Genomic DNA, 15691 nt, shown 5'->3' on the forward strand with positions numbered 1-15691 from the left:
AATTTCGACACCCCTTTAATTAGCACGGTCATTCTAATTTCATGATGCTTACATAAATAAAGAGGAGACAGACATGCGCGTGCGCAGGCATGGGTGGTGTGGGATTGCTCTCGCAGTGGCGGCAAGCGGCGCGGCGGCCGCCGAATCGGGCGTGACGCTGTACGGTGTCGCCGATACCTACATGCAGTACCTGAGCAACGATGGCAAGAACACCGTCGCGCTCAAAAGCGGCGGCTCGACGAGTTCGCTGTTCGGCCTGAAAGGCACCGAGGATCTGGGCGGCGGCCTGATTGCGCAGTTCAACGTGGAAACGGGCTTCAACCTCAACAACGGTGGACTCTACGCCGACACCAGCAAGCTCTTCTTCCGCCAGGCATGGGTGGGCCTGAAGCACGAAAAATACGGCTCGCTCTCGTTCGGCCGTCAGTACGATTCGAGCTTCCGCGTGGTGTATCCGACCGATCCGTTCAAGGTCAACGAAGGGCTCTCGCCATTCGCGTCCTACGTGCTGGCCGTCGATCGCAACACGCTGTCGACGCAGTACGACTCGGCGCGCCTGAGCAACTCCGTGCTTTATCAGACGCCGCGGATCGGCGGCGTGCAGCTCTACACCGTGTACGGTTTTTCGGAAACGGTCACGCAACCGGTGCCGTCGACGTTCGGCAATACGCTGAACCTCGGCGTGAACTTCACGGGCGGCGGGCTCTACGCGGGGCTCGCGTACGTCTACCAGCACAGCGGCACGGCGCGCTACGCATCGCTGCCCGCCTCGATCGACCTGATGAACACCGAGCACTTCGTTGCCGCGCTCGCGTATCGAATCGGCCCGGTCAATCTGCAGGCGAACTACTCGTATAACCGGCCGAAGGGCGAACCTGCGCCGGGTTCGTTCACCGCGCGGCTCGGCTCCGCGCACTCGATGAGCATCGCCGAAGTGGGCGCGACGATTCAGGCCACCTCCATCGACGAAATCCAGCTTGCTGCGCTCTATCGCAACGTGCGCGGCGCGCACGACAACACGCCGGGTTTCCAGATCGGCATCGATCACTGGATCTCGAAGCGCACGAGCCTGTATGCGCGCGCGGGCTATTTCAAGAACAACGGGACGGCCACCGTGAGCTGGCCGGGCGTGAGCGTGACCGAAGGCGGCACCAAGCAGGCGATGGGCGCGGTGGGCATGACGCATCGCTTCTAAACCGCTTCACTCCGTTAAAGGCAAAAGCGGCCCTTGCGGGCCGCTTTTCTTATGCTGGGTTTATCGATTCAGTCGATGCGTTCGATGTCGCCGGGCTTCCAGGTCTTGTCGAAGAACGGCTGCGTCGGGCCATACAAACGCAGGATCACGAAAAAGCCCTTGTCCGGCAGCGTGCGGATGTAGTTCTTCACATTGACGTCGGCGGGCTGCTTCGGTCCGAACACGATGTCGATCGAACCATCGGCGTTCTTCGCGGGCTCGTCCATCGTGTTGATCGACGGGAACGCCTGGCCGTTCTGCAATCCCGACGCGCTCCACGCGTCGTAGGCCGCGACCGACCAGAAGATATGCGCCGGAATGCCCGCGGGCAGATGCAGCTTGTAGGTGTGCTCGCCCGTCAGGAAACGGCCCTGCGCGTCCTTGAACGCCGTGGGATATTTCGCGCCCACGTTCACCATGCTGACGGCCATGCCCGGGCTTGCCGAGTACGCGTAGGTGAAGAAGCCGGTGCGAATGTCGATGTAGTTGAAGGTCGGCGACGTGAATTCCGCATTGCCCGGAAACACGTTGAGCCACTGCCGGTCCGGATACCACTTCTGCGCATAGGTGTTCGCGGGCGGCGCGACGGCAATCACGCGCGCCATCTTCGCGGCCGTGCGCGCGGCGTCGTCGAGGATCTTGCGCGTGCGCGGGTCCGGCTTGAACGGCTGCCCCTTGACGATGCCGAGACTCGCGGCCATGCCGCGCATTTCCATGTCGGCGGGATCGGGATACTCGCTGTCGATGAAACGCGAGAGCATGTCGAACGCGCTGCCATCGGTCGGATACAGCATGTTGATGGGCACGCCCGACGCGTCGGGAAACTGCATGGGTTTCGCATTCGCCTGCTGACCGAGCGGATAGATCTTCGTCTGCTCCAGCACGCCGACCGGTTGCGCGAGTGCTTTCGGATTCTTGAAGAAGCCGCGCCAGAACACGAACACGCCGTTCGTGCGCGAGCGATAGACGTAATAGCCCTCGGGAACCGGGCCGTCGTAACCCGGCGGCAGCACGAGATATTTGCCGCCCTTGCCCTTGTCGGGACCGGGCAGGCCGACGTCGCCGCACATCACATGGCCTTCGAGCTTCGGCCCGCAGATCGGGCGCTGGAAGAAGTCGTCGAGAATGCCTTGCAGGCCGGGCGGCACCTCGATCACCATCGGGCCGTCCTTGCCCACGTCGAGATAGCCGAGCGCGTAGATTACGTCCGAATTCGGCGTGGTGATCTGCGTGCGCGCGTCGAGCCGTTCCTTGAAGATCGGCAGCACGTTGTAACCCGCGCCGAACTTGCGTTCCGAGCCTTCCTTCATCGCGTACACGTTGAGCGCGGGAATGGCCCAGATATACGTCTGGACCGCGCGCTGGAACAGCCATTCGTCTTGCAGCGTCTGGACCGATTGCGGCGCCGGAAAGCCGCCGGGGAACGGCAGATTCGCGAGTTCGCCATAGCGCGCGGCGACAGGTGCGGCGTCCGGTGCCGTGTCAGGCGCGGCTTGCGCCCACGTCATGCAGGGCGTCGCCAGCGCAACCGCGAGCGCGAGACCGCGCAGGGAAGTGTTCAAGGTCGTCATCCGTCTCCTCCGTGCGCCGATTACGGATTCGTGGCGCTGGTGGCGCGCACCGGCGGCGGCGTCCACGACCCGTCGAGCGCCGCGGGCTCGGGCCAGTAGGCACGCACGTACAGCGAGAAGTCCTGACCGGCGGGAGCCGGCAGCCAGTTCGCGCGCTTGTCGCCTTCGGGCGGCGCGCTCTGGATGTAGATCGTGAGCGAGCCATCTTCGTTGAGCTTGAGGTCCTTGTTCTTCGTGCCCACCGAATAGCGCTTGATGTCGTTCGGCGAGAAGAAGTGATGCTCGTTGTACAGCGTGAGCGACCAGAATCCCTTCACCGGCGGCAGCTTGCCCTTCGGAAACGTGACCGTGTAGGCATGCGCGCCATTCAGGCGCTGGCCGCTCGCGTCGGCGTCCAGATAGAAGTATTTGGTCTCGTTGCTCTTGTTGACCAGGATGTTCGACTTGGCAACCGCCGCGCGCGTGTAGTAGTCCGTACCGAACGCCGCGCCGTTGGTGATCGTGTGCCAGTTGTCGTTCAGCGCGTGCCCGAAGCTGTTGAAGTTGAACATCGGCGCGACGACTTCGGTGTCGGCCTTTTTCGCTTCGTCGACGATCGCCGCCTTGATCGCCGGATCCTGACGCGCGGCCGCGAGCAGCGCCTCGGCCTGCGCGTAGAGCGCCTGCTCGCCCGGCAACGGCGGCGTGGCCTTGAGCACGAGCGGGAGTTCGTCCCAGAACTTCTCGGGCTCGACAAAGCGGATTTCCGCGTCGCCGCCGCCGCCATCCTTGCCGAAATGCGGCAGCGCGGACCAGTCGGTGCGCTTCATCTTGCCGTCGAAATCGGCGAGCGGATACACGCCGATCTGCGCGATCGTGGACTGGATCGCCTTGCGGTCCTCGGGCGTGTCGTCCATGAAGACGCGCGGAATCACAAGCCCGACCGAGGTAGGCGAGCGGAATACGTGCTGGATGCCTGCGGGCACCTTGCCCTTCCAGTTCGGACCGGCCAGCAGATAGAAGCCGGGCTTCGTGCCGTACATCTTGCCGAGGCTCGCGAAACTGTCGGTGCGCGTGTCGACGGCCTGGATCACCCAGAAACGGCCGCCGAAGTCGGGCACCTGCACGACCACCGGCGAAGCGTCGAGATCGACCACGGCCGAACCGTACACGACGTCCTGATTCGGACACGCCACGAAGCGCTCGGCCGGCTCGATATAGTCATGCAGCATCGACAGGCGATTGGGCGGCGCGAGCGGCACGATGCCGCCGTTCAGGCCCGGCGAAGGCACCTGACGCGCCGCGAGCAGGCGGTTGTAGATATTCGTCATGGGCCAGGCCCAGACGTAAAGATTGCGCGCCAGGGTGCGCGCATACGCTTCGGACATCGCGTAGCCGGCCACCGGCCCCGGCGGCAACGCGGCCGCGTGCGGTTGCGCCGCGCCGGCTGACTGGGCTTGTGCCGCTGCCGCGCCTTGCGTGAACGACGCGACAGCCGACGCGACAGCCAGGGCGAGTGCGCCCACGAGGATGCGATTTTTCATGGTTCTTTTTCCGATTGTCGTAAAAGTTCGCATGGCGCGCAGGTGGGCGCGACGGTGATGAAACAGACGCCGAATAAACCCGCCTTGCAAAAAAAGAGCCTGCGCAGTGTTTCGTGTCGCGCATTCGATGACTAATTTGCACACACCCGGTATACATGCCGGTTTATGCAAAATGCAGCAGCGTTATCTGAAACCTGAACAAATGAACCGGCGATACGGACAAAAAATACGGGCAAAAATACGGACAAACCCCGCGACACCCAGCCGATAAAAATCATATCGTGAAAGCCGAAAGCCGGTCTTTCGCCTGCACGGCCGATACTAGCCCGACAGCAACCAGCAAACAACATGGCGCGCGCAATGATTATTCGACTCTTCCGGCTTATTGACGTGAGTCACTGGCATCGCGCATGCGCGCATTCGAATCCGCGAAAGTCCGCTTCCATTCGAATGCGACAAATAATCGGCCCCATAATGACCTCAACGCAATTTATGCCAGGTCTTATTCCGTCTTTTCAATGCACGTTTGTACTGAGCCGGGAAAAGTGTCCGTAATAAGCGGCTCGGCGAGAATTTACCGGGGGCTGGCATCGCGCTTGCTTCCTGCCTTTGGAATCGACTCATGGGTTCGGTAACGGACGGCCAATGCGCAGTTCGGCGAGACGCTGTCACGCAGCGCCAGTACACTCGTCGGAACGCAGATGCCCGCAAGGCCGACCACCGGGCTCCAGGTAACCGCGCCGCACCCGGCGCCTTTTTTCGGGAGAAATGAAGATGGCCAACGACACGATGCTGCAGCAGATGCGCGACAAACCGGGCTTCATCGCCGCGCTCGATCAGAGCGGCGGCTCCACGCCGGGCGCGCTGCGGCAATACGGCATTCCCGAGAGCGACTATCAGGGCGACGAGGCCATGTTCCGCCTCATGCACGAGATGCGCGTGCGCATCATCAGCGCGCCCGCGTTCACGGGCGCCAAGGTGATCGGCGCGATTCTGTTCGAGCAGACCATGGACGGCCAGGCGCACGGCAAGCCCGTGCCCGCGTTCCTCTGGGAAGACCGTGGCGTGGTGCCTTTCCTCAAGGTCGACAAGGGCCTCGAAGCCGAAGCCAACGGCGTGCGCCTCATGAAGCCGAATCCGGGCCTCGACGCGTTGCTCGAACGTGCCCGCAAAGCCGGCATTTTCGGCACCAAGATGCGCTCCACGATCGAGCGCGCCTCGCCGGAGGGCATCGCGGCCATCGCGAAGCAGCAGTTCGAAGTGGGTGCGCAGATCAGCGCACACGGACTCGTGCCGATCCTCGAACCCGAAGTGTCGATCAAGGCGCCCGACAAGGCGCAGGCCGAAGCGCTGCTGCGCGACGCGCTGCTCGAGGGTCTCGACGCCCTGCCCGCATCGAGCGACGTCATGATCAAGCTGACGATTCCCGACACGCCTGACTTCTACAAGCCGCTGATCGACCATCCGCGCGTGGTGCGCGTGGTCGCGCTGTCGGGCGGCTATTCGCGCAGCGACGCCTGCGAGCGCCTCACGCACAACCACGGCATGATCGCGAGCTTTTCGCGCGCGCTGATCAACGACCTCACGAAGCAGATGAGCGACGCGGAGTTCGACGCCGCGCTGGCCGCGAGTATCGACGAAATCTATCAGGCATCGGTCAAGAAGGACTGAGCGGACTGAGCCTGCGCGCGGTACATGCCGCTGCGTTAAAAACCGAAAGACAGCCGGGGCCACAACCCGCCTGTCTTTTTTTGTTGGGCGGTTATACTGTGCGCCAGTCGATCGTTCACTCATTTTTTCGCGATATGGACCGGCCATGAGGCGGTTACTCTGCCTGCTCGCCTTGCTGCCCGGCTTCGTGCAAACCGCAGCGGCGCAGCAACAGCCCCCCGAGGACAAACAGAAGCTCCCCACCTACCTCACCCAGAAGTTCGGGCTGGCGAAGGAAAAGGCTGCGCAAATTTCTGAGGCCGTGACCACGGCCGCCGCGAAATATTCGCTGCCGCCCGCGGTGCTGCTCGCCATCATTTCGATCGAGTCGCGCTTTCGCGAGAAGGCGCGTGGCGCGAACAACGCCACCGGACTCATGCAGGTCGTGCCCTCGGCGCACCGCAATCTGCTGCGCAACAAGGACCTCACCGATCCCGACGTCAATATCGATGTGGGCTCGTCAATCCTCTATGGCTACAAGCGCGACGCCGGCGGCGATCTCGACGCGGCGATGAAAAACTACGGCGGTTCGACAGCCTACGCGCAGAAGATCCGCGCACGCGCGATGGAGTTCAGTCACGTGCTCGACAGCGCGAGCGCCCCGCATGTCGTCGATGCCGACGCGGCGAGCGCAAGCGCCGCGTACACGGGTGCGTTTTCGGCGACGCTCGCGGCGAAGACGGTGGCCGGTGCGACCGCTACGGCGAGCGCGAGCGCGGCATCCTCGACGCAGGCAGCGTCTGCGCAATCGGGTGCATCGGGCGCACAGACCGCATCTTCCACCGACACCTCAAGCGCACGCGACGCCGCACGCTACCAGTCACGTTCGCGCGATCGCTGATCCGCTCAACCGCGCTGCCGCTCCACCGGCGGATACGCGTAACGCCCTTCGAGATGCACCGCGCGCGGCACGTACAGGCGCAACGCCAGATAGAACCGCTCCGGCGGCGCGGGCAGCCAGTTTGCGCGCAATACCGGATCGGCGGGTTCGTTTGCCGAGATCGCGATCCGCAAGCCGCCGTCGTCGTCGAGACGCAGACCGCGCGTGCGGTCGCCCAGCGAATAGCGGCCGATGGCATTCTCGGCCAGCATGCAGGTCGCGCGCTCGTAAGCGGTCAGCGACCAGAACGCCTCGACCTGCAACGCCTGGCCGGGCGCAAAGAGCAACACGTACGATTCGCGGCCATCGAGCAGCGCGCCATCGTCATCGCAATCGGCGGTGATGTACATCGCTTCTTCGATGCCGAGCGCGCCGATGTAGCTGAGTGCGACCTGCGCGCGCTCGCGATAGTCGTCGCCGAAAGTTTCGCGCACATCGACCGGCAGCGCCCAGCCGCCGCCCAGCGCGAGCGGCGGCGCGCTCGCGAGTTCGCGCGTGAGCTGCGCAATCGCGCGGGCGAGCGCGTCGGTTTGCGCGGCGTCGAGCGTGGCAATATCCGCACCGATACCGCACGCGCGCCAGCGTGCGAGGCTCGTCATCGCAGCGGCAGGCGGCGGGTTTTCCGTGAGCGCGCGGTTCACGACCTGCGCGAAGCGCGCCGCATCGCCGGGACGTTCCTGCGGCGGCAACCACGCGTCGATACGCGTCGGCACCGGCGCCGTGCCGCCGGGCGCCCGTTCGATCGACAACTGATCCTGCAACAGCACGGCCGCCGCCAGATCGTCCGCGCCATCGACGAGAATACGGCCGATCACCCAGACCGTATCGGTCGGACACGCGAGCGAGCGCATGCCCGCGGGCGCCTCGCCGCGCCACGTCGGCCCGTGCACGAAGAACGCACCCGCTTCGCCGCCGGTCGTGCGGCTGCCGATATACCCGAACGGATTCGTGTACATGTCGAGCAGGCCCAGCACGTAGTAGCGCGAGTGCATGGCCGGCACGCGGATCACGAGCGGCCCGCCGCGCAAATCGAGCCACGCGCTCGAATAGAGCGTGTCGTTGTTCGGCGTGACGACGCGTCGATGCTGCGGCCCGAGCAACTGACGCGTGTGCAGCCAGGCGTTGGCCCAGCGTGCGGTGGCATCGGCGTCGTGGCCCTCGACGCGCGGACAGGTCGCGGACAACATGCGCGCCATTTCGTAGAGCGGCAGTGCGAACTGCACGGCCTCGACGGCGAGATCGACAAGATCAGCGCTCGCGGCGGCGGGTTCCACAAACGAAGCGGATGAGACAGTCGGAGTATTCATGGCGGATTGAAGCAAAGAGAATGGCGTGGACGTCAGGCGTTCACCGGCGACACGTTTTGCACCGGCGGAATCGCGTAGCGCCCTTCGAGAAACGCGGCCTGCGGATGGTAGAAACGCAGGATCAGATAGAAGCCGTCAGGCGGCGCCGGCAGCCAGTTCGCGTGCGGATCGGCAGGCGCTTCGTGCTGGATGGCGATACGCAGTCCGCCATCGGCGTCGTAGCGAAGCCCCGGCGTGCGGTCGCCGATCGCGTAACGGGGGATCGGGTTGTCGACGAAATAACGGTCGGCGCCATAGAGCGACAGCGACCACAAGGCATCGACGGGCGGCAACTGGCCCGGCGCGAAATGCAGGCTATAGCGGCGCGCGCCGTGCAGATGCTCGCCCGCATCGTCGAAATCGGCGGTCGCATAGACGGCCTCTTCCGAGGCGAGCGCGCCCAGCCCCTTCATGGCGATGCACGCGCGCAGCAGATGCGCATGGCCGTAGCGCCCGAGTTCGAGGCTATAGACCCAGTTGCGGCGCGTGCGGCTTTGCGTGAACGCGAGCAGCAGACGTTGCGCGTCGGCATAGGCAAGGCGCAGGCCGTGCTGCACGGCTTCGGGCAGCGCACGCACGTCGGTCCGTCCGTGCTCGCGCAGTCCCGCGCGCACGAGCATGCCGAAGGCGGCGGCCTCGTCGGCGCGTGGCGGCAAATCGGCGAACGCATCGAACACGTGCTGAAAGAAGTCGAGCGCGTCGTCGCCGCTTTCCTGCCAGTCGCGCACGCACTGCGGCCCCGCGCAGACCGGCCCGTTCAGCCGGAACGCGCGCGCGGCGTCACGGGCGCGAGGCAGGTCGTCGTCGCTTTGCACCAGCACGCGGCCGAGCAGCCAGACCAGCGCGGTGGGACAGGCCACCGGCGTGCCGTCGCCCGTCGGCTGTTGCCCCGGCGCATGCAGCACGACGCGCGCGCCGCGCGTCCCCACATTACGCGGCCCGAGATTCGCGAAGTTGTTGGTGAAGGCATCGAGCAATTCGATCACGAAATAACGCGTGCTCTCCACCGCCGGCAGGTCGAGCACGACAGGACCGTTCGAAAGATCGATCCACGCATTCAGATAGAGAAAGTCGTTGGCGGGCGTGACGATGTCGCGGTCCTCATGCGTCCAGCGGCGGTCGCTCGCATAGAGCGCGTTGAACGGCGCGCGCAGCGGACTGCGCGAATGCGGCTGCGTGTGCAGCGCGCACGTGCGCATCACTTCGACGACCGGATAGCGTGCAAGCGCGAGCGGCCCCGCCGCCATTTTCACCAGCGCGACGACGGGATCTTCATCGGACCTCGCTCGCGGATCGATTCGACTCATTGCCTGCGTATACATAGCGAATTTCCTGCGTCCCAAAATAATTTCGGAATCCTTTGTATCTACGATAAGGCGAGCGCGCTTTCCGCATCGCCCCCAGCTTTTCAGCGTTCGCCCGACACCAGCGGACTCGCCATCTGCGCTTGCTGTTCGCGCTGTTCGTGCCGAGCACGCGCGGCGAAACGCTCGCGGTCGGCTTCCGGATGAATCAGCACGGCGGCGACCAGCCCCGCAGCAATGGCGAACGCGCCCGCGAGCAGCATCCCCGTCTGGAAACCGGCGGCCTGGCTGGCGGCGTGGTCGATCACATAGCCGATCACGGCGGGCGTGACGAGACCGCCGAGCGTCGCGATACAGATATTGATGCCTAGCACGCCACCGCGCTGCGCGGCGGGGACGATCTCGCCCGCGAGCGTCATGCCGCTCACGAACGTGAACGACGCGAGCGAAAATCCGACCGTCACCGTCGCGATGAGCAGCGGCCCGGCGCCAAGACGCGGCATCAGCACCAGCGCGATGCCCGAGGCCACGACCGCCACCGCCCCGAGCGTGCCGCGCGCATGGCGGCTCGACACGCCGCGCGCCATCAGCCGCTGCGACCACCAGCTCAGCAGCGGCGAACTGACCATCTGCCCGAACGCAGGCAGCACCACGATCCAGCCGACCTGCGTGAGCGAATAGCCCGCCACGCGCACGAGGTAACTCGGCAGCCACACCGTCGCGACAGTCAGGATCACGTAGGCCGCGAAGCCCGCGAGATCGCTGCCAATACAGGTGCGCGACAGCAGCAGCGCGCGCAGCGGAATCCGCTCGGGGTAGATAGCGCCGGCGCCGCCCTGCGTCGCGACGGCGCGTGCGTCGTCATGGCCGCCGAGCGGCCCTTCCTTGCCGATCCATAGCCACAGCGCACTCCACACGAGGCCCACGACCGCGAGCAACTGAAACGCCGCGCGCCAGCCGAAGGCCACGATCACCGTCGTGATGAGCGGCGCGATCAGCCCGGCGCCAAACGACGCGCCGATCGTCAGCAGCGCCGACGGCACCGCGCGTTCGCGATCGGGAAACCACTTGTAGAGCGCGTGCACGGCGACCGGAAACGCGGGCCCCTCGCTCGCGCCGAGCAGTACGCGCGACAGCACGAGCGTGGCGGGCGCGGCGTAAAGCAGCAGCGGCACCTGCGAAATCGACCACGTGACGGCCATCGCAAGCAGCAGCCAGCGCGTTTTCACGCGATTCGACAGCAGCCCGACCAGCAGCGCGGAGATCGAAAACAACGTAAAGAAACTGGCGGCGATGCGGCCGAACTGCCCGTGCGTGAGATTGAGCTCGCGCATGATGGGCTCGGCGGCGAGACCGATGAGCGCCTTGTCGGCGAAATTGATGGCGAGAAAGAAAAACAGGCCGGCGACGATTAACCATCGCTGGGCGCGAGCGTGCGTCTCGAACGTCATTGCGTCTCCATTCGCGGCTTTTTTGTGGACGGCCGGCCAGCGCCGGTCGCCTCGTCTGCCGCATCCGGGACATTGGACGATGCGCCAATCAATAATACAACTGCATAATTTGCATCGAATCAATAGATCAAACGCATGAATGCGGACGCATTGACGCAGCCTCCGCAGCGCCGGCTCCGGCGGAATTATCGAGACGTGGCGGCGACGCTTTGAAACGCGCGGATGGCCTGTTCAGCGGCGGGAGACAGCGTGCGCCCCGCGAGATGGACGATGCCGAATTGCAGCCACAGCGGCGAGCGCGTGGGCAACGAGAGCGGCACGAGGCCCGCCATGCGCGCCGGATTCCACATGGCGTGCGTGGTCAGCAACAGGAGCGCGTCGGTCTTGCGCGCGTATTCCTGCAACACGTTCACATCGTTGCAGACGAGATGAAATTCGAGCGCATGATTCGGCGCGTAACGCAGCCATTTGCGCAACGCCTCGTGCATCGGATCGGGCAACGGCACCGAGACGACCGGATACGCCTGCAACTCGTGCGCGTCGAGACCCGCGCGGCCCGCGAGCGGATGCCCCTCGCGCACGAACCAGGCCGCCTGATGACGCGGCAGCGTCATCACGTTGACCTCGCTGGTCGGCTGGGTGCCGCGAATATCGACGATCAGGAAATCGAGCGTTTCGGCGTGCAGGGCGTCGAGCAGGTTTTTCCAGTTGTCGACGACCGCGTTGATGCGCAGTTGCGGATGATGATGCGCGAGCGCGTCGAGCGCGGCGGGCAGCAGCATGGCCGCCGGATACGGCCCCGCGCCGAAACTCACCGCACCGATGTCGTGATTGCGCAGCAGATCGACGTCGCGCACGAGGCAGCGCGCCTCGAACAGCACTTTCTTCGCGCGGCGCACGACCAGCTCGCCCGCGGGCGTGATCTGCACCTCGCGCGTCGTGCGGTCGAACAGCGCCATGCCGAGATCGTCTTCGAGCGTCTGAATACTGCGGCTCAGCGCGGGTTGGCTCAAATGGACGCGTTGTGCGGCGCGCGCGAAGCTGCCCTCTTCGGCGAGGGCGATCACGTGTTCGAGCTGGCGTAGATTCATGGCGAGGCGCGGCAATCGTGACGGTATGAGCGCCGGGAAGTCCGCATCGCGTGGCGGACCGGATGCCGCGCGCCGACGTCGCAACGAAGCGAGCCGGTGCGCGGCATGGCGCGGACCGGCTCGGGATCGCTAAACGGGATGACCGCCGCGCGCGGGCGGCGGCCGACGCGCTCAGGCGTTCGCGGCGGGCGTGTCGCCTTCTGCAGCCGGCGCGGCCGGTGCTTGCGCGGACTCGGGCGCAGCCGGTTCGGCGGCTTGCGCTTCGACTGCCGGGGCCGGAGCCTGCGCTTCAGCCGACTCGACGGCTTCCGCCGCTTCCCCCGTCTGCCCGGCAGCAGGCGCCGCCGGTGCGGCTGCGTCCTGCGGCTTGGCTTGCGCCTCGGCCTTGGCCTTCTGGCGCGCGAGCGCGGCGTTGGCGCGGCCGATATGCGACGGATCGATGCCCGGGCCTTCCGACGCCGTGCCGTCCAGTTCGTAACGCGGACCGCCCGCGGCCACGCGCTCGTGGTAACGCGGATGGTTCACGTGGCGCTTGAGCACGGCGACGATCAGCGTGCGCTCGTAGTCCGGGTGCGCGGCGACCAGATCCTCGACGACACCGATCTTGAGCGGCAGACGCTCGCGGAAGGTCGGATAGAGCTTCGCAAAAACGTTCCAGACCGTGTTGAGCTGGCGGTTGCGCTCGATGCGCGCCTTGTCGGCTTCGCTGAGATTCGCAGCCGGTTGTTGCGCACGCGCCGGACGCTGACGATGCGGGCCACGGCCCTCACCTTGCCCTTGCCCCGGACGCGCGCCCTGGCGCTGCTCGCCGTCGCGCGGACCGCGCTGCGGGCGGGCCTGCTGGCCCTTGCCCTCTTGCGGCCTGCCGCCGGCGGGCGCGCCGCCCTCGGCGCGCTTGCCTTGCGGCTTGCCGTGCGCCGGACGCGGACCGCGTGCGCGCGCGTCTTCCGCGCCGGCCGGACGCGGACCCTTCGGACCCTTGTGGCCCGAAGCACCCTGCCCACGACGCGGGCCCTGCGCGCCCTTGGGCGAGGACTTGCCTTGCGGCGACTGCGCCTGTTCTTCGGGCGGCTGTCCCGTGCCCATCCCCATGCTCTTCTTGATTTCGAGAAGACCATCCTTGAAGCTCAGGGTACGGCGTTGTTGCGATGCGGCTTTCACGTCCAGCTCTCTTCCTTATTGGATCGGACGCTATGATACAGAATCGCGCGCAGCATTTCTGTCACCGCGACTCGCCGATGCCCCGCGTGCAGCACGCGCGACGCTTGACAGCGCGCTCGCACGACCTCCGCGAAAATGTGCCGTGCGCGCGAATCGCCCTGTTTTTACGGGTTTTTTTGCGGTTTCCCGCATCTCGCGCCCGCACCGCGCCCCCATTTTTCATGCCGCGTACGCCTGTGTGCACATCGCGCGCTTTTTTTGTCACAAAAATGAACGTTTCCTCGACTTTGCCTTCTTCGATCCGCGCGATCGTTACCGGACATTCGCGCGGGCTCGGCGCCGCGCTCGCCGAATTGCTGCTGGAGCGCCAGATCGACGTGCTCGGTGTGGGCCGCAGCGCCCATCCGACGCTGGCGGCCCGGACCGCCGCGCTTTCGCCCCGGCAAGCCGCCGCGCGATTCGCCGAAGCTGCCGTCGATCTCGCCGATCCCGCGAGCGTCGAGCGCTGGCTGGCCGGCGGCGCGCTGAGCGCGTTCGCGCAAGGCGCGGACTGCGTGCTGCTGTTTAACAATGCCGGCACAGTCGACCCGATCGCGCCGCTCGGCGTGCAGGATGCGGGCGCGATCGCCCGAGCGATCACGCTCAACGTCGCCGCGCCGCTGATGCTGGCCAACGCACTGGCCAGCGACGACAGTTCAGGCAACGCCGCCTCGCGACGCATCCTGCACGTCTCCAGCGGCGCTGCGCGCAACGCTTACGCGGGCTGGAGCGTGTATTGCGCGACCAAGGCCGCGCTCGACCACCACGCGCGTGCCGTGGCGCTCGACGCGCCGCGCGGCGTGCGCATTTGCAGCGTCGCGCCCGGCGTGGTCGATACCGGCATGCAGGCGACGATCCGCTCGACGTCGACGGACAACTTCCCGCTACGCGAACGATTCGAGCAATTGAAAGAGAACGGCCAGCTGGCGACGCCGGAACACGCGGCACGTCTGTTGATCGATTACGCACTGAGCGACGCGTTTGGTTCGACGCCGATCGCCGACGTGCGCGAACTCGTGTAACGGCATCGTCACATTATTGAATCGAGCCACTGAGCGCGCACGCTCCCGCAAACGCTCACCTCGACAACCGAGCGCGATGCGGGATCACCATAGCTAACGAGTTGATTTCGCGCTGTTTCAGCGAGATGACGAGCCGCTTTGCGCGGCTCGTTTAGCATCACTCCCGCAAACACTCACCTTTGCCTGTGCGTTCCGGCATCAGGTAAGCGCCACACGCGGCCGCAATTCCGCCTTCAAACGACGCGCGCCGCCCGCAAGCATCAGCAGCGCGCCGATCGCCACCACGTCACCCGCGAAACGCGCGGGCAAGATCGACGAAACGTGCGTCGCGCGAATGACCGTGTCGACCGCATTGGACACGAGCGCGCCGCCCACGAAGCACACGAGCCCCTGCTGCCCCACGCTCACGACGCCCGGCAGGCGCTGCGCGAGCCACTCGATCCAGCCGAGCCGCACCGCCTGCGCGGCAAGCCACGCAACGGCCGCAAAACTCACGATGCGCAGGCTCGCGAGATTCTGCTTCATGTAGCCCGGCTGCGGCGTCACTTCGATAAAGAGCCGCACGACCGCGAATGCGACCACGAGTGTGATCGCGAGCACGGTGAGGAGGCGACCGAGCCGCGAGATCTGGAACGCGTCAGTGACCGGATAGAGACGGCACAGCAGTCCGAGCAGGAACATCGCCTGCCACGCGAAGGGATTGAACGACCAGATCGAACCCGGCACCGACGGCAAATAGCGCACGAGCCAGCAGCCGGCGAACCACGTCGCGAAACTGCCGAGCAACACCAGGTCGGGCCGGCGGCGCGCCAGCGGCATGACGACCGGGAGCATCAGCACCAGAATCACATAGAGCGGCAACACGCCCGCGAGATACGGCTGGTCGCGAAAGATCGCGATATTGCCGAGCATCGCAAACGGATGCGCGGTGAAACGCTGGAAGCCCGTTTCCGCAACCAGCGGCGAGTCCACGCGCAGCGCGACAGCCGCCGCACCAGAAAGCAGCATCAACGCGGCGGCGCACAGATACGCGGCGTAAATCTCGCGCCCGCGCCTCAAAAAGCGGCGATTGGCGGCCTCGGTGCCCTTGCGCGCGGCAATCGCGAGCCAGCTCGCCGCCGCCACGTAGCCGCTCACGAAGACGAACACCTCGGCCGAATCGCAATACGCGAACGTGTGCAGCATGCCGTGCGACAACACGCTGGATGGAATGTGATCGAGTGCAATCGCAATCAGCGCGAAACCCCTGAAAAAATCGATTTCGATCGATCGCTTCGCTGTCTGGCTCATCAATGAATACTCCCGTCGTCTCTGGCGGTTGTGGCGATTGTGACGATTGTTGCGATTGAAATTGCGTCT

General features: G+C 65.5%; 12 protein-coding genes. 4 read left to right on the forward strand and 8 right to left on the reverse strand.

Annotation, left to right across the window (positions count from 1 at the left end; genetic code table 11):
* Positions 1-73 precede the first annotated feature (73 nt).
* Positions 74-1195, forward strand: coding sequence for a porin (locus SB764_RS03935; protein ID WP_410862720.1), 1122 nt, complete (start codon positions 74-76; stop codon positions 1193-1195).
* Between the two features lie 68 nt (positions 1196-1263).
* Here SB764_RS03935 and SB764_RS03940 read toward each other — a convergent pair whose 3' ends face one another.
* Entirely contained in the window at positions 1264-2805 is a 1542-nt protein-coding gene (locus tag SB764_RS03940) for a DUF1254 domain-containing protein (protein WP_110328178.1), read from the reverse strand.
* 20 nt (positions 2806-2825) lie between these two features.
* The gene (locus SB764_RS03945) at positions 2826-4328 is read right to left on the reverse strand and encodes a DUF1254 domain-containing protein (RefSeq protein ID WP_110328179.1); all 1503 of its coding nucleotides are present in this window, start codon (positions 4326-4328) and stop codon (positions 2826-2828) included.
* Positions 4329-5102: 774 nt separating this feature from the next.
* Here SB764_RS03945 and SB764_RS03950 point away from each other — a divergent pair.
* Both SB764_RS03950 and SB764_RS03955 read left to right on the forward strand, forming a co-directional pair.
* Positions 5103-5999 (forward strand): fructose bisphosphate aldolase, encoded by an 897-nt coding sequence (locus SB764_RS03950; RefSeq protein ID WP_065065762.1) that lies wholly within the window; start codon positions 5103-5105, stop codon positions 5997-5999.
* 145 nt (positions 6000-6144) lie between these two features.
* Positions 6145-6879: a transglycosylase SLT domain-containing protein gene (locus SB764_RS03955; RefSeq protein WP_176080583.1), complete on the forward strand. Its 735-nt coding sequence runs from the start codon at positions 6145-6147 to the stop codon at positions 6877-6879.
* Positions 6880-6884: 5 nt separating this feature from the next.
* Here the strand turns inward: SB764_RS03955 and SB764_RS03960 are convergent, their stop codons facing one another.
* The 5 genes from SB764_RS03960 to SB764_RS03980 all read right to left on the reverse strand — a co-directional run bounded on the left by SB764_RS03960 (position 6885) and on the right by SB764_RS03980 (position 13271).
* Positions 6885-8225, reverse strand: coding sequence for a DUF1254 domain-containing protein (locus SB764_RS03960; RefSeq protein WP_410862722.1), 1341 nt, complete (start codon positions 8223-8225; stop codon positions 6885-6887).
* Positions 8226-8257: 32 nt separating this feature from the next.
* Entirely contained in the window at positions 8258-9571 is a 1314-nt protein-coding gene (locus SB764_RS03965; protein WP_410862724.1) for a DUF1254 domain-containing protein, read from the reverse strand.
* A gap of 101 nt (positions 9572-9672) precedes the next feature.
* The gene (locus SB764_RS03970) at positions 9673-11019 is read right to left on the reverse strand and encodes an MFS transporter (protein WP_110328182.1); all 1347 of its coding nucleotides are present in this window, start codon (positions 11017-11019) and stop codon (positions 9673-9675) included.
* 185 nt (positions 11020-11204) lie between these two features.
* Positions 11205-12110: a LysR family transcriptional regulator gene (locus SB764_RS03975; RefSeq protein WP_065065738.1), complete on the reverse strand. Its 906-nt coding sequence runs from the start codon at positions 12108-12110 to the stop codon at positions 11205-11207.
* A gap of 171 nt (positions 12111-12281) precedes the next feature.
* Positions 12282-13271 carry a ProQ/FINO family protein gene (locus SB764_RS03980; RefSeq protein ID WP_065065737.1) on the reverse strand — a complete coding sequence of 330 codons (990 nt, stop codon included), beginning with the start codon at positions 13269-13271 and terminating at the stop codon, positions 12282-12284.
* Positions 13272-13540: 269 nt separating this feature from the next.
* Here SB764_RS03980 and SB764_RS03985 point away from each other — a divergent pair, with 269 nt between their 5' ends.
* Positions 13541-14332: an SDR family oxidoreductase gene (locus SB764_RS03985; RefSeq protein WP_065065736.1), complete on the forward strand. Its 792-nt coding sequence runs from the start codon at positions 13541-13543 to the stop codon at positions 14330-14332.
* A gap of 198 nt (positions 14333-14530) precedes the next feature.
* On the opposite strand, the gene opgC is transcribed toward SB764_RS03985, so the two are convergent.
* Positions 14531-15622, reverse strand: a complete 1092-nt coding sequence (gene opgC / locus SB764_RS03990) for an OpgC domain-containing protein (RefSeq protein WP_065065735.1) — start codon at positions 15620-15622, stop codon at positions 14531-14533.
* Positions 15623-15691 lie beyond the last annotated feature (69 nt).

This window comes from Paraburkholderia sp. SIMBA_027 (assembly GCF_046535315.1).
Taxonomy (GTDB): domain Bacteria; phylum Pseudomonadota; class Gammaproteobacteria; order Burkholderiales; family Burkholderiaceae; genus Paraburkholderia; species Paraburkholderia tropica.